Raw genomic sequence first — 20,943 nt, 5'->3', positions numbered from 1 at the left:
CTCCGCGCTTGCGGAGTTTTTTTATTTTGCCAAGTTTGATCACGCTAAGCCAATTACTGCAACCAATGCTGCTAGCACACCTACAATCTTTTTACCTTGTGGAACAAATTTCACCATCAATGCCCCTAAACCCAGTCCAAGAGCATAAATCATTGCCATGGCAGTAATCATGCCTAAAATCTGAACGCCAACATTTCCATTCATCGCTAATTCAGCTCCGTGTGCTGAACCATGAAAAACTGATAGAAACACTGCTGCAACTGGAAAAATTCTGTTCGATTTGGTCCATAAACTTACAGCTAAGATGAACAATGAACTTACAATTCCAATTTCTGCAACGCCATTCGGAATAATTCCATGCGCACCTAAACTGAATCCAGCAACGAGCGCTGTAAGCAAGCCCCATGCCCCAATCATCTTCCAAATTTTAGACATGCTCCACATCAAAACACCGAAACTGAGTGCCATCATCAAATGATCCAATCCTGTAAACGGATGAATGAAGCCCGTCCAAAAATTAGCGTCATGGTGATGATGGCCTGGATGTGCCATTACAAGGCTCGGAACACCTGCCAAAATGAATAGACCGAATTTATTGTATTGTTTCATCCTTTAAGCCCTCTTGTTTAAGCTTTGAATAAACCTTGTTTTTCAATAAAACTGATAATCTCGTTTAAACCATCTTCAGTTTTCATGTTTGAAAACAAGAACGGTTTATCTCCTCGCATACGCTTGGCATCTTGGTCCATCACCTGCAAATTCGCTCCAACCATTGGCGCCAAATCTGTTTTATTGATAATCAGTAAGTCCGACTTGGTAATGCCTGGACCGCCTTTACGTGGAATTTTTTCACCACCAGCAACATCAATCACATATAGCGTCAGATCAGACAGTTCAGGGCTAAACGTTGCTGCCAAATTATCGCCACCACTTTCAATGATAATTAACTCTAGACCATCAAACTTTTCACATAAGTCATCAATCGCTGCCAAATTGATTGAGGCATCTTCACGAATAGCCGTATGAGGACAACCGCCAGTTTCCACCCCCACAATACGATCGGGTGACATGGCTTCATGACGAGTTAAGAAGTTGGAATCTTCTTTGGTATAAATATCATTGGTCACCACCGCCATATTGTATTTATTACGCAATGCACGGCATAAATTTAAAGTCAGTGCTGTTTTACCAGATCCGACTGGTCCACCAATTCCGACACGTAAAGGAGAACGTTCTGACATGATTGATTCCTTATGATAATTTTTAAGATCTAAATAAACGCGAATATTGTGTTTCATGAGACATGCTGAGCATGGCATATTGAGGTAAGGCACTGCTAAGTTGATGATCTTCTATACACATTGCATGCGTTATGGCGTCTGGGACTAAGCCATGTAAATGCCACAAAATTCGTTGACCACTCATCTGACCGAGCGGCACAGTTTTGACTGCGCCAAGTACTTGGTTTTCTAAAACAGTAAACGTATACGCCGTTAAAACATCTTCGATATTCAGATCCAATCGCCCACATAACTGAGCATATACAGGTACAAATCCAAGTTGTTTTTTGACCGTAACGGGCATTTTCAATACATCTTTAATCCATGCGTTCAAGGAAAATGCCAACTGCTGCGATTCAGCCAATAACTCACGACTTTCACGACTGGCTCGATACAACTGCGCCCAATGATTAAACTGCTGTTCATCATCATGGGCCTGCATCAAACGCTTCAATACAGGTAGCTCAAAACGAACCAAAAGCATTTCCAGAACTTCTTCGAAGTACGCAATACTGGATTGCTCATCATGGATCAAACCTTGATCGATCGCACTTTCAACACCTTGCGAATAGCAATAAGCGCCTACAGGCAAAGCTGTAGAGGACAAAGTTAACAGTTTGAGTAAGTGAGCTGCATTAGTGATGCGCATGAGCATGAATCGCTTTGATTGGGCTTAGACGATGATCATGTGCATGCTGAGCATAAGCACCACTTTCTGGCTCAAATGGATGATCCACTTCCGTGACCATTAAACCCAATCCTTCGACCATTTCGGCTAAGACATGATCAGGTTCAAAATATAGTGCACTAGGCGTGAGCATAAGAGGGACATGACGATTCCCTAAATGATAGGCTGCTTTCAAAAGCTCAAATTCAGAAGAAGCTTGAACACACATCAGGCGTTCGGGCAATGCGTCCACCCGCAGTAAGTCACCTGATTCAGTTGCAATAAATGATCCGCCGCGAAGAATACCTGTGCGCGGTAAATCTGCACCAATATCGCACCCTGAAACTAAAGTTGCACGAAAACGGCTCTTTTGTCGTGTATCAAAGTTGAGTTGCACAGTTTCGAAAGCTTGATCTTCTGTCACTGCTTCTATTCTTTGAGTATAGATTTTCATGCCTTTCCTATTGTCGCTTGAATACTTTGCTTTAATTTCAACTCGCGAAATGTCTTGTTCAACATCAATCCATTTACGCATCAAAATTAAGCATTATTCATGCCAACATGAAATCTATTGGTGCATCCCCTTCTTCTTATTAAAGAATATTCAATGATCTATAAAAATGTTTAAGCCCAAATCACCAAGATTGCTGCAATCACAACTAAAGCTAATCCCCAATGTTCGGCTTTCGCTAACTTTTCTTTAAAGAAATAAGCGGAGATCAATAAGCTAAACAAAATCTCAATCTGACCGAGCGTTTTGACCACTGGGACACTCATCATACTCATGGCAGTAAACCATCCGAGAGATGCCATAAAACTACATACACTGACTTTAAAGATCAGTCCTAGACGTTGCCACATCGCCAGCAAGGTTTGACGACGGAATAAGCTGAGATACAAAAGCATGCTCAGACATTGAAAGCCAATCACCGACAGTAATACCCATGCAGCACGATGAATTGTTGGCAACATTGTCAGTTCAAGACTGGCCTCTCTAACCAATAGTGAAGTGATAGCAAAACACAAACCACTCACGATGCCAATCATCAGTGTTTTGGGTGAAAATCCAGTAAAACCATGTCCCCGACTCAACAGAAACACAGCAAAACCACCCAGTAACACCCCAAACCATGCCAACCATGACAAATGATCAGAGAGAAAAGCAACGCCAATGATTGCAGCTAAGATCGCTTCACTTTTAGCCAGTCCCACGCCAATGGCATAGTTTTTTTGTTTAAATAACTGCACCATCAATGCAGTGGCTAAAATTTGGCTAATGCCTGCGATAAAAATATAAACCCAATATTTTGTCGTAAATTGAACAGTCGCTGTTACAGGTGAGAAGTGATAAAGGCTACTCAAATAAATCAATGCAAAAGGCAAGGCGAAGATAAAGCGTGCAAGGGTGACGCCCCATACATCGACAGTGGTACTCAATTGTTTTTGAAAGGCATTGCGCCAAGCCTGCATAAAAGCAGCCATGAGGGTAAAGAGAATCCAACTGAACGCCATAAAAATATCACTTTAATGAGTAGGACTGACGGGTTTTATTCTATGCCTCATCCAGTGTAATGACTAATCAAAAAAGGATTGTATGTAGATAGCATAAAGTTTGATTTTATTCGTTAGATAAAAAGATGATATTTTTTGAGCTAACATTCCTCGTGTAACTGTCACCTAAATCAGTTGAAGTAACATGGTATCTAAATTGCATAACATTGAGATCACTGATAAATTTATCACATGAATATTTTTATATGTTAAAAGTATGTAATTAGACCCTAAGTCTAATTGCAAGATGCTGCCCCTTAATGCAGTATTTACTTATAAAAAAAATGATTTATCAGTGACGATATTTCACCCTATACCCGATAGCCGGAAGCCATCTCAGGTAAGGACCTACAATGACCAGCTTACAATATTATCAAACTATTTTTGATAAAGCGGGCGATGCAATTTTTGTACATGATATTGGCAGTGTCCAATTTATGGATGCCAATGAAGCCGCTGTAGAACTTACTGGATATAGTAAATCTGAATTGACACAAATGAACGTTGAAAAGATCAGTGCTTTTCAACATGGTTTTGATTTGCATCATGCACTCCGAAAAGTTCAACAGGCCGCCAATACAACAGACGAAGCAATCACATTTGAATGGTTAATAGAGTCTCAAGACCAACGTCATATCCCAGTTGAAGTATGTCTTAAAAAAGTTGAGATTGAAAATGAACCAAAGCTTCTCGCTCTAGTACGTAACATCAGCGAAATCAAAAAGTATCAATATGCTCTACAGTCTAAAGATCAATATTTCAAAATGCTGCTTGAGCATTCGGGAGATGGAATTGCTATTCTCGACTTACAAGGCAAACTACTTTATGCCAGCCCATCATTACAAGGTATTCTTGGTTATCGGGATCGCTTTGTACTCAATAAGAATGTGTTAACTGCAATTCATCCTGATGATCGTATTAAAGTCAGACAGCTTCTATTTAAGAAAACAGAACAACGTGCAGTTGGTGTGATTCATTACAAAATCTTGCACCACAATGGAAAATGGCGACACCACGAGGCAACCTATCGTAACTTATTAGATCACCCTGATATTCAGGGAATATTGGTGAATTATCGTGATATCACTGAGCGTATTGAAGCTGAAGAAAAAGCACGTGCTCGTGAAAAGCAACTTGGTCATATGTCACGTTGCAAAACGATGGGCGAACTGGCTACAGCGCTCGCCCACGAATTAAATCAACCACTGGCTGCACTCAACAATTACGTTGGAGGTAGTATTATTCGCATTCAAAACGGTTTAGCCAACACACAAGAGACTCTTGATGCCCTCAATGCTGCTTTAAATCAAACACATCGCGTCAATGGCATTATTCACAGCATGAGAAGCTTTTTACGTAAAGGCGAAGCGAATTTCCAGATTCATTCTGTGAGTCATCTTATTCAAGAGTTACATCCTTTGATTAAGCTTAAAGCAGATCAAGGTGGATGTACCATCCATTATGAATTAAGTGTTTCGCCTATTTTTATATCAGCAGATGAAACGCTCTTTAGCCAAGTCATTATCAATCTCATCTTCAATGCGGTCGATGCTCTACAAACTAACCCTGAGGGTGAAAGGGACATTTATATCCGCACTTGGCAACATAACCAACATGCTCGAATTGCAATTGCAGATAATGGGCCTGGACTCGAAGGGCAAAATCCAGAACAAATTTTTGAATCTTTCTATTCAAGTAAAAACAACAGCATGGGTATTGGCTTAACTCTGTCTCGAAGCATCATTGAAAACCATCATGGTTATTTATGGGTCTGTGAAGGTGAGTCCGGCGCTATTTTTAATATCTCTCTGGCAGCACAGGAGCGTACAAAATGTATTTAACCAATTCTCATGTTCCCGAGCCCATTGTGTATGTGATAGATGATGATCAAGACATTTGTAATTCACTCACATGGTTGCTCGATTCCGTGCAACTCGAAACCAAAACATTCAATAGTGCTACTGAATTCCTGAATTATCAGCGCCCGCAAACGCCTGCATGTTTGATTCTTGACATTCGTATGCGAGGAATGAGTGGCTTGCAATTACAACAACAATTGAACCAACAAAAAACCCGTATGCCGATCATTTTCATGACTGGCCACGGCGACATTCCAATGTCGGTCAACGCGATGAAAGCTGGAGCATTTGATTTTTTAGAAAAACCTTTTAATCCACAACATATGCTTAATCAAATCCAAGCCTGTCTACAACTTGCTGAACAAGATTTTATCGAAGAAGAAAAACGTCAAGAACAGATGATTAAATTGAAATCTTTATCACCAAGAGAAAGTGAGATTATCAATTTATTGGTCGATGGACTTTCGAGTAAACATATTGCACAAATGTTGAATATCAGCCATAAAACAGTAGAAATTCACCGCACTCATATTCGTCAGAAGTTAGGAACTGAATCTATCGCACAGATCGTCAATATGGTCTTGATGTGTCGTGATCGCTCAGTACCGGCGATGGGTTAACCATCGCCTGAGCGGGAGAAAGATGATATGTTCGATTAAAAAAAACGATCAAAATGAATTTGTTGTTGTGGAATACCAGCTTGGTGAGCCATTTGTTCAATTGATTTCACCATCGGTGGTGGACCTGCACAATAGATTTCATGCTCAATCAATTGTTCACCTAATACATCTTGAATGACATCATGAATAAAGCCTGAACGGATACCTTCAATGAATTCAGAGGAGGTTGCAGGTACATAATTGAGGCGTTCCCCTAATTCTGTCCAGTCACGTAATTGATTTTCAGTGAACAAATCACGCTGTTCACGTCCACCATGGAAAAACCAGACTTTGTGATTTTTCAAATGTGGATTGACTGCAACACCACGTGCAATCGCTAACATGGGGGCAAGACCTGAACCGCCTGCCACACAGACAATCGGACGAGGTTGTTCTTGTAAATGTGCTAAACCGTATGGACCATCAATTTGTATTTCTGCTTGTTCACGCAACTGTTCATCAAACAGTACATTGGTCATCTTACCATCAGGAACACGGCGGATTTGGAAGACCCATAAACCGTCGTCATTCGGCAGATTGGACATCGAATAGGCACGAAGTAACTCTTGATTCACCCAAACTAAGGCATATTGTCCTGGGATAAATTGTGCAGGTTCATCGGATTGCAAATGCACTTCCAAAATATCATGAGTCACCAATTGCACATGTTTAAGCTTCACTTTTTGTACTTTTGGAATCACTTTGGGTACGCATTTTTCATCTAAACGAAGCTTAATCACGCAATCCGATTTAGGACGACATTGACACGCCAGTAACCGACCTTTACGTTTATCACGATCGCTTAATCCAGGTGCATCTGCCCATAAATTTTCCACTTCACCTGACAGGACTTCGATTTTACACGTCCCGCAACCACCAGCATTACATTCGTAAGGAATGCCTAACCCTTCACGTAAGCCACCGCGGAGCAATACATCATCCGCTGCGCAGTTGAATGTGCCTTGACCTTCAATTTGAATTTTATACATCGGCATCACTCTACCAAATAGACTTTATCTTCACGCACGATGGATTGATAGGTTTTCAGTGGAATCGTACATGGCGCCCCACAAGGTTCACCTGTTTTGATATCGAATGCACCTGCATGAAATGGGCACTCCACTTCACAGCCATCAATTTCACCATCTGCCAATGATGCATCACCATGTGTACAGGTATCATCGGTGACATAGAACTCGCCATCTTCTAAGTGAAATACTGCCAATGGCGGATAACCGTCAATGATGACTTGTAGTCCCTCACCCTGTTCCAAATCAGAGGTTGAACACAAAAATTTCTCAGCAACATTGGTCATTTTAATGTTCATTGGCTTAACTCCTCTATGGGTGAATCTGTGGCTTCAGGACCTAGAATGTGATAACCACCATCGGCATGAATCACACTGCCTGTCAGTAATTTTGCTTTCGGGCTACACAACAAACTTAATGCTTGTGCGACTTCCTCTGCATCCGCAATACGCCCTAACACATGGAAACGTCCTGCCACGCGGTCCGTCTTGGTACGGTCTCCGCCAGAGATCATTTGCATTGGTACTGACCAAGTCCAACCTAATGAGAGTGCATGTACACGAATACCATCTTGCGCTAGATCAAGCGCCATGCTTTGTGTGAGTTGTTCTAAAGTTGCTTTAGACGCTGGATAGACCCAGCGTTCTTTTTGTGCAATGCGTGCACTGACACTGCTAATATTGATCACTGCACCATCAACGCTGGCCTGCAGCAAAGGTCGACATGCCTGGACCAGTGCTGCATGACCAAACACGGTCACATTAAAAGTATTTTGCCAATCTTGACGTGTTGAGGCAGATCCATGATCTTCATACAAACACGCCAAATTCACCAAAATATCTAACTGTGTTAATTTGGCACTTAATGTGCGAATACTGTCATCATTAGCGAGATCTAAAAATTCATATTGCGCTTGGGTTGCGTCTGCCACTTGCTGACCTTGTGTTTGATTAATGTCGGCAACAATGACTTGTGCACCTAAGCTTTTTAATTCTTGCACCACGGCTTGACCAATGTGCGTTGCACCACCTGTCACCAGGACCACTTTGCCATTTAAGTCTGTCATGAAACCTCCTTGTACTCAAGCCATTCATTAAATTGACCTTTGCAGAACAACAGTGGACGTTGGTTACTGTGACGACATTGCTCAATTTTTCCTAAGAAAATTTGATGATCGCCTGCTTCAATTTGTTGTTCACGTTTGCAAACAAACTGCACCACACAACCTTCTAAAATAGGTGCTTTCGAACCTTGAATTTTCCACGTACCATACTGAAATTTGTCCGCAATCGGCTTAGCGAAGTTTAAGCCTACTTCCTGCTGATGTGCACCTAAAATATTAATGGCGAAGTATTCAGCATTTTCAAAAATAGATCGGCTTGGAGAGTGATTGACTAAGCTCCATAACACCAATGCAGGATCTAAAGACACTGAACTAAAGGAATTAATCGTCAACCCTACAGGTTGTTGATCTTGGTCTAGGCAAGTGACGATCGCCACTCCTGTCGCAAAGCCACCAAATGCCTGACGGAGCGATTTCGCTTCCGCCAGATCAACATCCTGCCAAAGTAATTCAGGCAGCTGCATGTTGAAACTCCTTTCGTGACAAGTATTCTTTTGCCCCAGCTTCACCATCTACCGCTGGCCAGAAACCACATGGATTGTTGAAATGCCCCATAAAATCATCTGCAATGGCTTGGTTTTGCGATGCTGCGCCTAACACTTGCAATAAGCTTTCACTTGGTGGGTTTAACAGCAAGTTGGTAAATTCTGTGGTATAACGACCTGACTTTTCCCAGAATTGCTCGAATACTTCTGTCATCCAATCTGCACTAAAGTCTTCATCACCTCGTGCTAAAATCGCAGCTAAATAATGCTCCACCATACGAGTTGCATTGTTTGCGCCTTGTCCTGCGATTGGATCATTTACAATGACAGTGTCTCCAATCCCCCAAATTTTTGCACCGTTATCTAAGGTTGCAACAGGATCTCGAACTTCAGGGCGGAATGCACCTTTGAGCCATGCATTTGGATCACTTAATTCCATATTATCGACCATACGGAAGCTTTGATCTGGTGTTACTTTGGCAACCGCTTCTTTCATGCGTTGGACCATTTCTTCGCCAGACGTCACATCATCGAAGATATCCATTGGACCATTCGGTACACATTCAAATAAGAAACTACGACATGGACCATGCGTGTGACTATAGAACGGCATACTGAAGTATTCACCTGCACCTGCAACAAAATTAAAATGCAAAGTCTGAGATGGTTGACCTTGCCAACTATTTGGACCACACAAATCATCACCTACGACGAGTGCAGCAGCCAATTTACGTGGCGGCGTTTGATGCACTGAACGTGTTTCATTGCGTTTGAATAAACTCGTGATATTGCCCTTACCTGCCGCCAAAATCGTCAAATCATTTTCAGCAGTGATTACTTCCAAATCTTCTGGACTGACATTTTGAATGATGAGCTTGCCACCACGGCGCGGATATTCCTCTAACCAACGGTGATATTTGGTTCGTTGGTCCATGGCAATACCGTCATTATCATGTAAAAAACCAGTCACAGGTAACATGATATCGCCGTTTGGTGCACGAAAATCGACATGCAATGCTTGACCACGATGCGCTTTCCCATCCCAGAAATTCAAACCAAGTTTGCGTTCAAACTCTAATGTATTGGCGAAGAACATCGTGGTACTGACCATACGACCGTGTAACAATTCATCCGCAGGGCGATCTACATATAAAGTGACATCATATTTATTTTCGAGTAGCGAGAACGCGAGTAATAAGCCTGCTTGTCCACCACCGATAATTGCAATTTTTCTCATCTTAAATTCCCCTTAGGCCGTATTGATTCAGTGCCTATTTAACTGTGTTCGGATAGGGTTGATTGAAGGTCAAATTCAATTCGACGCGTTCAAATTTCCATTCACCCTGCTCATTCCGACTTACTTCTGTTTTATAAAATCCACCTAAGCAACAGGTCGTTGCAGGTTTAACTTGATCTGTTGCGGCTGTTGTTGATTCCTCGGCTAAATTACAGACTTCCCATAACATCCAAGTTGCCTTTGCATGGTCTTGATCTAGGAGCTGTATATCGGGCATGGCCATAATATGTAAGCTCCATAACACTTGAGCCTCTGCAATATTGGACAATGCCTCTAAAATATTTTGACGTCCTTGATACTCCCCAAAACCCTTAGCACACCAAACGGCATTTTGGTGAAATACATGCTGTAAAATGGCTGGATTGTTGCGCTGATCAGCCGCTGTTGCATAGCGACCGATCAGGCCACGAATCGCCTCGCAGGCCTCCAGATAATGCAAACGCTGTTCTAGATTGTGCTGGCTCATCCTGTATTCCTCTTAAACGTTGACCATGTCACCAGTTTCATAAATGAAACGGTTCTCCGCAAATGCATACGGTACGCCAACTGAACCCTTATAAAGCTCGATGTGTGGTGCAACTTCAGCAAAGCTGAGACTTAACCAATACAACTTATGAAGCTCTTCAGGTAAGGTCCCTAGGACATATTGATCGAGTGCGGCAAGTAGCTTGCGCATTTCGGGCAAAATAGCATCGTAAAATGCTTGCAATTCTTCTTTGGTTGAGTTCAAACGCGCTTCATGGCGTTGCTTACCCGTTCCTAAAGCCCATTTCGCAACAAAAGGTTCTAAGCTTGCAAAGTCAGCTGGCAATTGTGAAATGATGTTTGACATGTGCATTCTCCTTATGCGCGATTCAGGTATTGTTCAAGAACGTGGTAACCGTGACGAATCAGGATTTCTTCGTCTTGTAGATGCATCACTTTTTTCGCTCGAGACTCAAGTGCTTCTTGGGTATCTTCCATGGTGGCAGTATCTTCTAACCACGCATTACGTTGTAATACTTGTGCAAACTCTTGCGCCCAACGCTCTGAATAGGTTTTCGCTTTAGGCAGGTAATAGCGACCCTCCCAACGGGTTTGGTTATGGCCGACCGGCCAGAACTGATGGGTGAACCATACTCCTTCAGTCACATGCACCAAGATATTCGGGAAAATGACAGATAATTCAAACGAGAAGTCATCACGATCATTTGGATTGACTGATTTAGGTAGCTGAACACGTTCATAGTGATTCACCAATGATGCGCCAGTGATCTCACCTGACAATGCAGCCGCTGGTTTTGGATTGGCGTTTTTGGTTAAGCACACAGCGCAAGTACGATGATCACCAAACAATTGCACTTCTTGTAAACCTGATGCGAATACATTCGGGAAAGAGCCTGCATGAATGGTCGCCACGTGATACGCTTCAGCAAATGCGTCATGAGCGACTTTCCAGTTACAGTTCAGAACTGTGTTATAGGCAAAGCATTCTTCCATTTCATGGAATGGATAACCGCCTAAATGCTGTCCCATACCGCCTAAGAATTCTTCTACCGATTGAGTGCCGTCATTATCCAAATTGATGAAGATAAAACCTTCCCACACTTCGGTGCGTATTGGTGCTAAACCGTTATGACCTTTGTCAAAGCAAGATGTGAATTTTTCTTCTTCAGGTACGCTGACCAAATCACCTTTAGCATCGTAAACCCAACCGTGGAAACGACACGTCACGACTGCGGCTTTGTTTGAACCAAAGGTTTCATTGCCGGTTTCCACCACAACTTTGTTACCACGGTGTGAACAAATATTGTGGAATCCACGGATTTCACCATCTTTACCATGCATTAAAATGACTGAGGTTTTAGCAAAATCTAAGCGTTTAACTTTATAGTCGCCTTTCTTTGGTATTTCTTCTACACGCCCCACTTTCAACCAAACTTTTGAGAAAACTTTTTCAATTTCTTCCTGATAGATCTCTGGCGAAATACATGGTTCGGTTGGAATAGGCTCAATACCAAGTTCTGGATATAAATCGCCCCAACGGAGTTTTGCATTACTGTTCATATGACATTCCTGTTCAAGTTCTCGTTTCTAAGTTTTAAGTTCAGTAAATTTCATGCTTTTTTCGAACAGCGTTTGAATCACCCGAATCAACCGCCGTTCACGTGATGAATTAAAGTTGGTAATGTTCGCGAACTAAGTTTGCGATCCCCAATTTTTCTAAAATTGGCATTGGGCATAAGAAGGTTGCACGTACCATTCCTGGTAAACGGCTGATTTCGATAGAGCCTGTAATTGTGCAACGGTTCATAACCTCATCCACACTTAAACCTGTGACTTTTGCCGCTCGATTTAAAGCATTGTCCGTTGCATCATTGAGGTTCTTACCTGTTCCCATAAATGTGATTGGACCACTTTCCTCAATTTCAGTTTGTCCCCAACGCGCACCTAAAGCTTTCACTTTTTCACGCTCTTCCTTGGTAAATGGACGTGCCATTGGTGGTAAGTCATCTGGTGCTTGAAGTAAAATTGGACCATCAATAGTTAAGCCTTTAATCACTTCCACTTGTAATTCTGTTTCGCCTGAAACGTCCGTGGCATGCCCTGCAATTTCACCATTGCCTTGTTGCGCATGCATATCTCCCATGTAGACACCTGCACCTGGTACTTTCACAGGGCAAATCAAAATACAGCCTGGACGAATCGAATTGGTATCCATGTGACCGTCAGTTTTGGCTGCGATAAGCTCTTCTTCAGTCATCCCGAATTTATGCGGTGCATTAATCAAGTACTGACCGAAGTCGTGACAGTTATGAGAGTCTGGTAAATCACGTGAAGGTGTCGTACCAATATTTCCGAGGAATGGACGCATGTGTGCAGCAACACCCGGCATGTCAGCACGCGCTAGTGATAGAATAGAATGCTGTGCAGCATGTTCAGGTAATGCAGAAAGCTCATTGGCATTACCAGCTAACTTGTTGGCAATCTCTTGATTGACCGTCAAACTCACTTTATTTTCTTCGTCCAACACGATCACATAACCATGTGAAAAGCGAAAAGCACTGACTTCTGCACCACAGTTTTTACAGTGAATCGCGTCGTCGCCAATCCCTTCTACATAACTTGCAGGCTGTTCAGTACCACATGCCTCACAATATTTCGCAACAAACGGATCGCCTTTATAACGCCCCTCAACAAATTGCATCACACCAGATGAGGTCGCCGTAGAGGTCACATGCATGTGTTTTATCTTTAAAGCGACAGCATCGCCCACCTCTGCACCTTCAATAAAGACAGGCAGTGTTACTTCATGCCCACCTTGGAATGCAGGTGTAATCATGGGACCCCAGCATCCTGGAGGTGTACCAGTTTTAAGTGTCCCACCATTTTTTAAAGGGCCAAGCATACGTTGGCTCGGTCCGACGATACCGCCTGAAAACTCATTCACCACTAAATAATCGACAGCTCCAGCACTGCCTGCTGCATATTCTTGATTCTCAATTTTCATGGCCTTACCTCTATATGCTTGCTCTAATGTTTGGGTAACAATGTTTTAAAATGGAATGGTGATATCAATTGCGAACTTCTGACCTTCTGGTCGGTTTTCAACATCAAATTCTTTTTGATATTTCGCTGCGATTGCATACCCTTTAGGGAATTGATAGCGAACCTGTGGTCCTACGCTGGCTGCTTTAGCTTTAAAATCACCTAAAACAGCACCTTCACCTGAGTCACCTTCAAGCTGACGATGTACGTAACCACCAACACCAACCGCCAAAGGTCCCATGTGTTTCGCGACTAAGTAATCGACATGCAAAGCATTACCCGACTCGTATTTGGTATCTTTATTCTCGAAATTGATGTCATACATCCACTTGGTACTGACTTCGATACCTTGTTTATTTAAGTATGTGGTCGAGATAATCGGTTGAATGGTGTAATAATTACGTCCAATATTTGCGAGTCTATTTTTGTTGTAAGAGCCAACTGGAATATAAAAGTCGACACCTGTCGCCACATGCCAATCCCCTTTATGCCAACCCAATAAGAATGGATCGATAATGAGATCACCCATTGCCATGTGATCATCTTGACGACCACCTAATGTAAGATCTGCATGGGCATATACAAGGAATGCATGCATGCCCCATGTCGCGCCTAAAAATGTTTTGTCACTGACATAGACACCACGAGCAACTGTGGCAAAAGTATCAATTTTAAAATCATCAAATACTGGATGATCATTTTTAAATTTATCTGCGTTGTAGTATTGGTTATAACTGACGAGATACATCCCAGGTGGCGGCATTGCGCCACCAAAAAAACTCTCTGTCCCATCTGGATAAGCACTTCCGCCATTTTCAGCGGCAAGCGCTAAACTTGCGCTACTGAAAAGACATGTGGTCAATGCCACAGAAGTTAGATATTTCCTTACCATTTACCGCATCCCCCTCGTTGCTAAATTCCTTGCTGGCGATGTTCTAAATCGTCTAGCGCATGTCTTAATCTAGTCTTGAAAGGAGGCTGGGAAATATAAGGATGAATCTATGTTGAATTAAGGGATTATCTTGTAGAAATATTGATTTATTCTCACTGGTATAGAGGTTTTAGAGAAATAAAATAGGTTTTCTTCACTATAGTGATAGGTAAAATCCCCTATAAATGTGAATGATTTTTTATTTAAATTACATGTTTTGAAACATTTGAAAGTTAGCGTTGTCATATCGCTGTTGTACTTTGTAGAACACAGAGCAGCTAGATGTGCACAATCATGAATATTAAAAGCAACTCCATCATCGGCGTGGGCATCATGTTGATTGATCAACGTCAAAAAGTTCTATTGGGTTATAGAAACAAAAATGATGAACCTGCCTCATGGTGTTTCCCGGGTGGAAAAATGGATGCCCATGAATCAATTGAAGATGCTGCAGTACGCGAATTGTTAGAGGAAACTGCTTTAGATCTGAGTCAATATATTGAGTCTATTCAACCCTTAAATACGATCATTGATCAAAATGCTGAGGCGGTGAAGATTACGTTCGGAACGATTTATCAACTTTTAGATGAACGTTTAAAAACTCAAATTTGCGTGACAGAATCTGAGATTTTTGAGCGTTGGGAATGGTTTAGCATTGATGAGCTTCCACAACCACTTTTTTCTGAAACTGAAGTCATGATTAGACATTGGCTCAAACAATTTCAAGATAAAAAATGGTCTGTATATTCCTTGTCTAAGAAAGATTAGTTTTAATAAATTAATTTCAAAATTATTTTATAAAGGTATCTTTATTTATTTCATATAAAATATGATTTTCAAGAATATGCCCTGTAGGTAATTCTGGATGCTTGAATTGCTTAACTTCGGTCATACCTAGCCTTTTCATAACTGCTTCTGAAGGCTTATTTGTCAAAGCTGTAAATGCAACTACTTTATTTAAATTAAGCTCTTCAAAAGCATATATCAATGCAGCTCTTGCACCTTCTGTTGCGTACCCCATTCCCCAATATCTTTTTAATAACCGCCATCCAATTTCAACACATGGAGAAAATTCGAATAACACTGGTTGATTGTGCAATCCAATAAAACCAATAAACTCACTAGTATCTTTCAACTCTACAGCCCAAAAGCCCCACCCGTTTCGTTCAATTAACTCATAAATTTTTTCCGCCATCTCAATATTCTGTTGTGGGGTCAAAACTTCATGAAAATATTTCATAACATCTGGATCTAAACCCATTTTTATAAAAGATGAGTAATCTGCTTCCTTCCATTGTCTTAATATTAGTCTCTCAGTTTCAATCATTAGAGTACCTCTATGAATCTATTAAATTTAATATTTCTTGTGCTTGGAAAACTTCTAATATCGATTAAATTTAAAATTTATATATTTTAATTCAGTGTTTAATTTCTTTTAGCAAACGCGTTTATTCCGCTGAAATTTTTATGTATTTAAAATAAATCGATGAATTCTATCTAATGATAAAGTCTTATTAATTACATAAGACTTTATCACCTATCACAGTAATTATCTTTTCTAGAGACAACTTTAAAACAAGAAATACCGCTGTGCCATCGGCAATACTTCCGCAGGCTCACAGGTTAGCAATTTCCCATCGGCTCGCACTTCATAAATTTCAGGATCAACCTCCATCACAGGACAATAGGTATTTAGTTTCATATCTTTCTTCTGAATATCGCGTGTACCTTTACATGGACTGATCAACTTTTTCAGACCCAATTTTTCATGTACACCTGCCTCAATGGCGACTTGGGATAAAAAGGTGATACAGGTGTTATGCACACCGCGCGCATTTGCCCCAAACATCGGACGATAATGCACAGGCTGTGGTGTTGGAATCGAAGCGTTAATATCTCCCATCGGCGCAGCTGCAATCATGCCACCTTTAATAATCATCGAAGGCTTCACCCCAAAAAATGCAGGCTTCCACAACACTAAATCGGCAAGTTTCCCCACTTCAACCGAGCCAATTTCATGGCTTAAACCATGCGTAATGGCAGGGTTAATTGTATATTTGGCGATATAACGTTTGACCCGATTATTGTCATGTGTCGCATTATCACCCTCTAAAGGTCCACGCTGCACTTTCATTTTATGCGCGGTTTGCCACGTACGAATCACCACTTCACCGACACGCCCCATCGCTTGCGAGTCTGATGACATCATGGCAATGGCACCTAAGTCCTGCAAAATATCTTCCGCAGCAATGGTTTCACGGCGAATACGACTTTCTGCAAATGCCACATCTTCAGAAATCGCAGGGTCTAAATGGTGACAAACCATCAGCATATCCAAATGCTCATCAATCGTGTTGATGGTATACGGACGAGTTGGATTGGTGGAAGATGGCAACACATTCGGCTGACCAATGGCTTTTAAAATATCAGGCGCATGTCCACCGCCTGCACCTTCGGTATGGTACGTGTGAATGGTACGATTTTTAAATGCCGCCAAGGTTTCTTCCAAGAAGCCACTTTCATTTAAGGTATCGGTATGAATCGCCACTTGCACATCAAATTCATCGGCAACACTCAGGCAATTATCAATCGCTGCCGGGGTTGAACCCCAATCTTCATGCAATTTTAAACCGACCACACCTGCTCGAATTTGCTCACGAATCGGCTCAGGCTGACTCAAATTGCCTTTACCCAATAAACCAATATTCATCGGTAAATCATCAATGGCTTGCAGCATGGTTGAAATATGCCACGGACCCGGTGTGACAGTGGTTGCAGAGGTTCCTGCCGCAGGGCCTGTACCACCACCAATCATGGTGGTCACACCGGACATCAGTGCGGTTTCAACTTGCTGCGGGCAAATCCAATGAATATGCGTATCGACACCGCCTGCGGTGAGAATCTGTCCTTCACCAGCGATCACTTCCGTCGCTGCACCAAGTGGAATGGTGATATCTGGTTGAATATCAGGATTGCCTGCTTTCCCAATTTTCCAAATACGACCGTTCTTCAGCCCCACGTCAGCTTTAACTATGCCCCACCAGTCGACAATGAGTGCATTGGTAATGACCGTATCGGCAACATCGTCTGCCAACAGTTGTGATTGTCCCATGCCATCACGAATGACTTTACCACCGCCAAACTTCACTTCCTCACCATAGGTAGTGAGGTCTTGTTCAACTTCAATAAACAGCTCAGTATCCGCGAGACGAACTCGATCACCTACCGTTGGACCAAACATTTCCGCATAAGCACGGCGTGACATTTTCATTATTATTTTCCCTTAATCCAACTTACCCATAACACGACCCGCAAACCCATACACCTCACGCTTACCTGCGAGTGCAACAAGTTCAATATCTCGACTCTGTCCTGGCTCAAAACGCACCGCTGTACCTGCCGCAATATTCAGTCGATATCCTCGTGCTAACTCACGATCAAACTGCAACGCATCATTCGCTTCAGCAAAGTGATAATGTGACCCAACCTGAATCGGTCGATCCCCTGCATTTGCTACCGTCATTTTGAGCGTTGCCCGTCCGACATTCATTTCAATGTCTGTATCGGACGTAATGATTTCACCTGGAATCATATTTAATTTTTCCTCTCAGACATCACACAATCGGTTGATGTACAGTGACCAGTTTTGAACCATCAGGAAATGTCGCTTCCACTTGGACCTCTGCGATCATTTCAGCTACGCCTTCCATTACTTCATCCCGTTTTAGCAATGTTGTTCCAAAATGCATGAGGTCACTCACACTCATTCCATCACGTGCACCTTCTAATAGTGCGGCAGAAATGTAAGCCACTGCTTCTGGATAATTCAGCTTTAAACCACGGGCCTTGCGTCTTTCCGCTACAAGCCCCGCAGTAAAAATCAGCATTTTGTCTTTTTCTGTAGGTGTTAGTTCCATAATGCTTTCCTCACTATCTTTAAATATTGATGCAAGATGTGTGCTCAAATGTTTGTGTTAAAACAACTTAACTAGGTTGCTATGACAAGAATAAATTTATGTGCGCCAAATTCTTGGGAACTCTTCATCAAGATCAAACCAATAACGACGAAGCTTTGCACGAATTGCAGCAAATGCATCATGACACTCACGTACATCATGTCCGAGATAACGTGCGGTCACGACGTAACCGAGTAACGTCAATGTGACGTTAATATTCATACGCATGATTAATTCACGAATTTGATCAATATGTTGATCAAGATAGAAATTTGACCGGTATTGTTCTGGAGGCACTGCCCAAAAACTGGCCATCACTGCATGACCGTTCATCCCTAAACAAGACTTTAACCAACGATCATTGCCTTTAAAATTTAAACAGTCTGCAACCAATATTTTCTGATTTTGATAAAGCTGAAATTTATTTTGGTAAGCACCCTGCGAGAAGGTTTCATGTCGTGCTTGCCGTCCAATTACCAACATATCCCAACCGATAAAACTGGCAGCAGCGTCCAAACGTACGATCGTCTCTGAATTTGCATTCGCACCATTAAAGAGCATCGTCTCTTGAGGAAGCCATTCGAAAATCGCCTCATCTTGTACATGAATATGAATATGTTGAAATGCTTGTTTAAGATTGGTTTTGTACCACTTCCCTGCGCCAGGTGTGGTAACCAAAGCATGCGAATCCTGATCTATTTTCATTTCAAAGGTGAGATGATCTCCACCAGCAATTCCAGCAGGTGGATGAACAATAATGGCATGACATACTCCTGTTTTTTCAGGCCACAGCATCTTTTGCACGCGAACAGGTCCAAAGTGCTTACGATGCGCCAAAATTGTGCGATTTGAATCTTTGGTAAAACCTAACTCTAATTTAGCAAACCAATACTGTGCATTTTTGACTGGCTCATTGAACAATACTTGATTCATTCACGGTCATCTTCGTATTCATATCATTTTCAGTAAATGTTCTGCAAAAATTGCACCAAGTTTGCTCAAGCTAATTTTGGTTAAAGGTTTTTAGGCACTTAATGTTGTTATTGATGAGTAATTCATGTGAAAAATCTAAGAACGTTTTTCTAAAGAATCCGATTGTTGCCTTCGCCGAAAAAAAACAGTTCGTGCTAATATAGTGAATTACCTTAAATTGTTATCAAGTTTGAATATGAGTAAACAGAAAAACTACCAACCGGGAGAGTTCCAGTGGTCTTTCTTAATGCCAAAATATTGGGGCATTTGGATTGGTATTATATTTCTGATGCTCCTTGCGATATTACCTTGGGCAATTCAGCATCGTTTAGCTTATCTGATGGGAAATGTAGCTTTCAAATACTTGCGTTCACGTCGTGAAACAACTTTAAGAAATTTGGAAGTCTGCTTTCCTGAATGGATGCCCGAACTTCGTTATGAAAATTCTCGCCAAGTCTTTATTGATCAAATGGTCGGTGTTTTTGAAACACTGAATGCTTGGTATTGTCCCAAATGGTTTAAAGATCGTGTAACGATTGAAGGTTTAGAACATATTCAACAAGCGCAAGCTGAAGGGCGTGGGGCTTTACTACTTGGTACACACTCTACCCTACTCGATGCAGGTGGATATGTCTGTGCCCAGTATTTTGATCCAGATGTCGTATATCGTCCGCAAAATAATCCTTTGCTAGACATGCTGATTTACCGTTGTCGTGCCACGATTTATACCCATCAAATCGACCATGATGATATGCGTGGATTAATCCGTCATTTAAAAGAAGGACGACCTATTTGGTATAGTCCCGACCAAGATTTTGGTCTTAAACAAGGTGTTATGGCGCCCTTTTTTGGTGTACCCGCAGCCACTGTAACTGCACATCGCCGTATATTAAAAATGACCAAAGCTGCTGCGATTCCACTTTACTTCTACCGTAAAGGTGATATTGCAAATCCGAAATATCATATTTTGATTGAACCTGCGTTAGACAATATGCCAAGTGAAGATGAAATTGCAGACGCGACACGAACAAATTTGATTATTGAAAATCAACTTCGTTTAGCACCAACCCAATATATGTGGTTCCACCGTAGATTTAAAACACGTCCGGAAGGTTTTGAAAAAATTTATTAAAAAAAGTGGCTGAGCCGCTTTTTTATTGTGTTTTTAATACATCTGAATTTTTATCAGTATCAGGCTTTTTCGCCTCTACCATCTTATAGCGGTTGATACGGCCTAACTCATCTTTTAAAGTGATATGCTGCATGTCCAAGACATTTAATATCAGCTTTTCTGAAGTTTTATTTTGATTCTGATCTGTCCAATTTACATTGAACTCCGTACCTAAACGAGTCCATTGATTTGCATGAATTTCCCCGACAGCAACAGGGGTTATAAATTTTGGTACTTTTCCGTTGAGATCAATTTGAATCTCTTTTAAATCCACCCTTGGACATTGCTCAGCAAAACATTGATAGGCTGTTGGTTCAGGCGTTAATTTTTGAGCAAAAGACTGTGCTTTAGCTTCTTTAGCTTCTTTAGCTTCTTTAGCTTCTTTAGCTTCTTTAGCTTCTTTAGCTTCTTTAGCTTCTTTAGCTTCTTTAGCTTC

25 protein-coding genes are annotated in these 20,943 nt (G+C 41.6%); 4 read left to right on the top strand and 21 right to left on the bottom strand.

Going from position 1 to position 20,943, the window contains the following annotated elements:
• Positions 1-39 precede the first annotated feature (39 nt).
• From AC1M84_RS10160 to AC1M84_RS10140, 5 genes are all read right to left on the bottom strand, one after another.
• On the bottom strand, positions 40-609 hold the full coding sequence (locus AC1M84_RS10160; protein ID WP_481594934.1) for a HupE/UreJ family protein: 570 nt from the start codon (positions 607-609) through the stop codon (positions 40-42).
• 17 nt (positions 610-626) lie between these two features.
• Complete coding sequence (gene ureG / locus AC1M84_RS10155; RefSeq protein WP_035266791.1) at positions 627-1,241, bottom strand: urease accessory protein UreG; 615 nt, start codon at positions 1,239-1,241, stop codon at positions 627-629.
• Between the two features lie 22 nt (positions 1,242-1,263).
• Entirely contained in the window at positions 1,264-1,929 is a 666-nt protein-coding gene (locus AC1M84_RS10150; protein WP_481590387.1) for an urease accessory protein UreF, read from the bottom strand.
• Positions 1,916-2,401: an urease accessory protein UreE gene (ureE, locus tag AC1M84_RS10145; RefSeq protein WP_180028353.1), complete on the bottom strand. Its 486-nt coding sequence runs from the start codon at positions 2,399-2,401 to the stop codon at positions 1,916-1,918. The genes AC1M84_RS10150 and ureE overlap by 14 nt, the downstream gene beginning before the upstream one ends.
• A 170-nt stretch (positions 2,402-2,571) precedes the next feature.
• Positions 2,572-3,459, bottom strand: a complete 888-nt coding sequence (locus AC1M84_RS10140) for a DMT family transporter (RefSeq protein ID WP_481594933.1) — start codon at positions 3,457-3,459, stop codon at positions 2,572-2,574.
• 392 nt (positions 3,460-3,851) lie between these two features.
• Here AC1M84_RS10140 and AC1M84_RS10135 point away from each other — a divergent pair, with 392 nt between their 5' ends.
• Together AC1M84_RS10135 and AC1M84_RS10130 are read left to right on the top strand one after the other, a co-directional pair.
• Positions 3,852-5,339 (top strand): PAS domain S-box protein, encoded by a 1,488-nt coding sequence (locus tag AC1M84_RS10135; RefSeq protein WP_481594932.1) that lies wholly within the window; start codon positions 3,852-3,854, stop codon positions 5,337-5,339.
• Positions 5,330-5,977: a response regulator transcription factor gene (locus tag AC1M84_RS10130; protein WP_481587611.1), complete on the top strand. Its 648-nt coding sequence runs from the start codon at positions 5,330-5,332 to the stop codon at positions 5,975-5,977. Before AC1M84_RS10135 ends, AC1M84_RS10130 begins: the two co-directional genes overlap by 10 nt.
• 35 nt (positions 5,978-6,012) lie before the next feature.
• Here AC1M84_RS10130 and AC1M84_RS10125 read toward each other — a convergent pair whose 3' ends face one another.
• From AC1M84_RS10125 to AC1M84_RS10080, 10 genes are all read right to left on the bottom strand, one after another.
• Positions 6,013-7,005 (bottom strand): 2Fe-2S iron-sulfur cluster-binding protein, encoded by a 993-nt coding sequence (locus AC1M84_RS10125; RefSeq protein ID WP_481594931.1) that lies wholly within the window; start codon positions 7,003-7,005, stop codon positions 6,013-6,015.
• A 5-nt stretch (positions 7,006-7,010) separates the two neighbouring features.
• Positions 7,011-7,343, bottom strand: a complete 333-nt coding sequence (locus AC1M84_RS10120; RefSeq protein ID WP_481594930.1) for a non-heme iron oxygenase ferredoxin subunit — start codon at positions 7,341-7,343, stop codon at positions 7,011-7,013.
• Positions 7,340-8,110 carry an SDR family oxidoreductase gene (locus tag AC1M84_RS10115; protein ID WP_481594929.1) on the bottom strand — a complete coding sequence of 257 codons (771 nt, stop codon included), beginning with the start codon at positions 8,108-8,110 and terminating at the stop codon, positions 7,340-7,342. The genes AC1M84_RS10120 and AC1M84_RS10115 overlap by 4 nt, the downstream gene beginning before the upstream one ends.
• On the bottom strand, positions 8,107-8,631 hold the full coding sequence (locus AC1M84_RS10110) for a flavin reductase family protein (protein ID WP_481594928.1): 525 nt from the start codon (positions 8,629-8,631) through the stop codon (positions 8,107-8,109). The genes AC1M84_RS10115 and AC1M84_RS10110 overlap by 4 nt, the downstream gene beginning before the upstream one ends.
• The gene (locus AC1M84_RS10105) at positions 8,618-9,889 is read right to left on the bottom strand and encodes a styrene monooxygenase/indole monooxygenase family protein (RefSeq protein ID WP_481588658.1); all 1,272 of its coding nucleotides are present in this window, start codon (positions 9,887-9,889) and stop codon (positions 8,618-8,620) included. Before AC1M84_RS10105 ends, AC1M84_RS10110 begins: the two co-directional genes overlap by 14 nt.
• Before the next feature lie 34 nt (positions 9,890-9,923).
• The gene (locus AC1M84_RS10100) at positions 9,924-10,415 is read right to left on the bottom strand and encodes a nuclear transport factor 2 family protein (RefSeq protein ID WP_092766726.1); all 492 of its coding nucleotides are present in this window, start codon (positions 10,413-10,415) and stop codon (positions 9,924-9,926) included.
• 12 nt (positions 10,416-10,427) lie between these two features.
• Positions 10,428-10,781, bottom strand: a complete 354-nt coding sequence (locus AC1M84_RS10095; protein ID WP_092766725.1) for a hypothetical protein — start codon at positions 10,779-10,781, stop codon at positions 10,428-10,430.
• Between the two features lie 11 nt (positions 10,782-10,792).
• The gene (locus AC1M84_RS10090; RefSeq protein ID WP_180028360.1) at positions 10,793-11,995 is read right to left on the bottom strand and encodes an aromatic ring-hydroxylating oxygenase subunit alpha; all 1,203 of its coding nucleotides are present in this window, start codon (positions 11,993-11,995) and stop codon (positions 10,793-10,795) included.
• Between the two features lie 109 nt (positions 11,996-12,104).
• Positions 12,105-13,439 (bottom strand): acetamidase/formamidase family protein, encoded by a 1,335-nt coding sequence (locus AC1M84_RS10085; RefSeq protein WP_180028361.1) that lies wholly within the window; start codon positions 13,437-13,439, stop codon positions 12,105-12,107.
• 45 nt (positions 13,440-13,484) lie between these two features.
• On the bottom strand, positions 13,485-14,369 hold the full coding sequence (locus AC1M84_RS10080) for a SphA family protein (RefSeq protein ID WP_481588657.1): 885 nt from the start codon (positions 14,367-14,369) through the stop codon (positions 13,485-13,487).
• Between the two features lie 333 nt (positions 14,370-14,702).
• Between AC1M84_RS10080 and AC1M84_RS10075 the strand changes: the two genes are divergently transcribed.
• Positions 14,703-15,176 (top strand): nucleotide triphosphate diphosphatase NUDT15, encoded by a 474-nt coding sequence (locus AC1M84_RS10075; protein ID WP_481588656.1) that lies wholly within the window; start codon positions 14,703-14,705, stop codon positions 15,174-15,176.
• A gap of 22 nt (positions 15,177-15,198) precedes the next feature.
• Here the strand turns inward: AC1M84_RS10075 and AC1M84_RS10070 are convergent, their stop codons facing one another.
• The 5 genes from AC1M84_RS10070 to AC1M84_RS10050 form a co-directional block, all read right to left on the bottom strand.
• Positions 15,199-15,735 carry a GNAT family N-acetyltransferase gene (locus tag AC1M84_RS10070; RefSeq protein ID WP_481588655.1) on the bottom strand — a complete coding sequence of 179 codons (537 nt, stop codon included), beginning with the start codon at positions 15,733-15,735 and terminating at the stop codon, positions 15,199-15,201.
• A gap of 243 nt (positions 15,736-15,978) precedes the next feature.
• A complete protein-coding gene (ureC, locus tag AC1M84_RS10065; protein ID WP_481588654.1) occupies positions 15,979-17,679 on the bottom strand; it encodes an urease subunit alpha in 1,701 nt (566 codons plus the stop codon).
• A gap of 12 nt (positions 17,680-17,691) precedes the next feature.
• Positions 17,692-18,000 carry an urease subunit beta gene (locus tag AC1M84_RS10060; RefSeq protein ID WP_035270651.1) on the bottom strand — a complete coding sequence of 103 codons (309 nt, stop codon included), beginning with the start codon at positions 17,998-18,000 and terminating at the stop codon, positions 17,692-17,694.
• 22 nt (positions 18,001-18,022) lie between these two features.
• Positions 18,023-18,325, bottom strand: coding sequence for an urease subunit gamma (gene ureA / locus AC1M84_RS10055; RefSeq protein ID WP_035270654.1), 303 nt, complete (start codon positions 18,323-18,325; stop codon positions 18,023-18,025).
• Between the two features lie 96 nt (positions 18,326-18,421).
• Positions 18,422-19,297 (bottom strand): urease accessory protein UreD, encoded by an 876-nt coding sequence (locus tag AC1M84_RS10050; protein WP_481588653.1) that lies wholly within the window; start codon positions 19,295-19,297, stop codon positions 18,422-18,424.
• Between the two features lie 235 nt (positions 19,298-19,532).
• On the opposite strand from AC1M84_RS10050, the gene AC1M84_RS10045 reads away from it, so the two are divergent.
• The gene (locus tag AC1M84_RS10045; RefSeq protein ID WP_180028366.1) at positions 19,533-20,468 is read left to right on the top strand and encodes an LpxL/LpxP family acyltransferase; all 936 of its coding nucleotides are present in this window, start codon (positions 19,533-19,535) and stop codon (positions 20,466-20,468) included.
• A 22-nt stretch (positions 20,469-20,490) separates the two neighbouring features.
• Here AC1M84_RS10045 and AC1M84_RS10040 read toward each other — a convergent pair.
• Positions 20,491-20,943 (bottom strand): hypothetical protein (locus AC1M84_RS10040; protein WP_481594927.1); only part of this gene is annotated, 453 nt, incomplete at its 5' end.

The sequence above is a fragment of the Acinetobacter sp. 24-47-66 genome (genome assembly GCF_056779755.1).
The sequence above is the reverse complement of the archived record's forward strand: the minus strand, read 5'-3'. Positions and strand labels throughout refer to the sequence as shown.

Excerpts from the sequence above, each read along its gene's own strand:
- AC1M84_RS10160 (WP_481594934.1), bottom strand. The coding sequence starts at position 609 with ATGAAACAATACAATAAATTCGGTCTATTCATTTTGGCAGGTGTTCCG.
- ureG (WP_035266791.1), bottom strand. The coding sequence starts at position 1,241 with ATGTCAGAACGTTCTCCTTTACGTGTCGGAATTGGTGGACCAGTCGGA.
- AC1M84_RS10150 (WP_481590387.1), bottom strand. The coding sequence starts at position 1,929 with ATGCGCATCACTAATGCAGCTCACTTACTCAAACTGTTAACTTTGTCC.
- ureE (WP_180028353.1), bottom strand. The coding sequence starts at position 2,401 with ATGAAAATCTATACTCAAAGAATAGAAGCAGTGACAGAAGATCAAGCT.
- AC1M84_RS10140 (WP_481594933.1), bottom strand. The coding sequence starts at position 3,459 with ATGGCGTTCAGTTGGATTCTCTTTACCCTCATGGCTGCTTTTATGCAG.
- AC1M84_RS10135 (WP_481594932.1), top strand. The coding sequence starts at position 3,852 with ATGACCAGCTTACAATATTATCAAACTATTTTTGATAAAGCGGGCGAT.
- AC1M84_RS10130 (WP_481587611.1), top strand. The coding sequence starts at position 5,330 with ATGTATTTAACCAATTCTCATGTTCCCGAGCCCATTGTGTATGTGATA.
- AC1M84_RS10125 (WP_481594931.1), bottom strand. The coding sequence starts at position 7,005 with ATGTATAAAATTCAAATTGAAGGTCAAGGCACATTCAACTGCGCAGCG.
- AC1M84_RS10120 (WP_481594930.1), bottom strand. The coding sequence starts at position 7,343 with ATGAACATTAAAATGACCAATGTTGCTGAGAAATTTTTGTGTTCAACC.
- AC1M84_RS10115 (WP_481594929.1), bottom strand. The coding sequence starts at position 8,110 with ATGACAGACTTAAATGGCAAAGTGGTCCTGGTGACAGGTGGTGCAACG.
- AC1M84_RS10110 (WP_481594928.1), bottom strand. The coding sequence starts at position 8,631 with ATGCAGCTGCCTGAATTACTTTGGCAGGATGTTGATCTGGCGGAAGCG.
- AC1M84_RS10105 (WP_481588658.1), bottom strand. The coding sequence starts at position 9,889 with ATGAGAAAAATTGCAATTATCGGTGGTGGACAAGCAGGCTTATTACTC.
- AC1M84_RS10100 (WP_092766726.1), bottom strand. The coding sequence starts at position 10,415 with ATGAGCCAGCACAATCTAGAACAGCGTTTGCATTATCTGGAGGCCTGC.
- AC1M84_RS10095 (WP_092766725.1), bottom strand. The coding sequence starts at position 10,781 with ATGTCAAACATCATTTCACAATTGCCAGCTGACTTTGCAAGCTTAGAA.
- AC1M84_RS10090 (WP_180028360.1), bottom strand. The coding sequence starts at position 11,995 with ATGAACAGTAATGCAAAACTCCGTTGGGGCGATTTATATCCAGAACTT.
- AC1M84_RS10085 (WP_180028361.1), bottom strand. The coding sequence starts at position 13,439 with ATGAAAATTGAGAATCAAGAATATGCAGCAGGCAGTGCTGGAGCTGTC.
- AC1M84_RS10080 (WP_481588657.1), bottom strand. The coding sequence starts at position 14,369 with ATGGTAAGGAAATATCTAACTTCTGTGGCATTGACCACATGTCTTTTC.
- AC1M84_RS10075 (WP_481588656.1), top strand. The coding sequence starts at position 14,703 with ATGAATATTAAAAGCAACTCCATCATCGGCGTGGGCATCATGTTGATT.
- AC1M84_RS10070 (WP_481588655.1), bottom strand. The coding sequence starts at position 15,735 with ATGATTGAAACTGAGAGACTAATATTAAGACAATGGAAGGAAGCAGAT.
- ureC (WP_481588654.1), bottom strand. The coding sequence starts at position 17,679 with ATGAAAATGTCACGCCGTGCTTATGCGGAAATGTTTGGTCCAACGGTA.
- AC1M84_RS10060 (WP_035270651.1), bottom strand. The coding sequence starts at position 18,000 with ATGATTCCAGGTGAAATCATTACGTCCGATACAGACATTGAAATGAAT.
- ureA (WP_035270654.1), bottom strand. The coding sequence starts at position 18,325 with ATGGAACTAACACCTACAGAAAAAGACAAAATGCTGATTTTTACTGCG.
- AC1M84_RS10050 (WP_481588653.1), bottom strand. The coding sequence starts at position 19,297 with ATGAATCAAGTATTGTTCAATGAGCCAGTCAAAAATGCACAGTATTGG.
- AC1M84_RS10045 (WP_180028366.1), top strand. The coding sequence starts at position 19,533 with ATGAGTAAACAGAAAAACTACCAACCGGGAGAGTTCCAGTGGTCTTTC.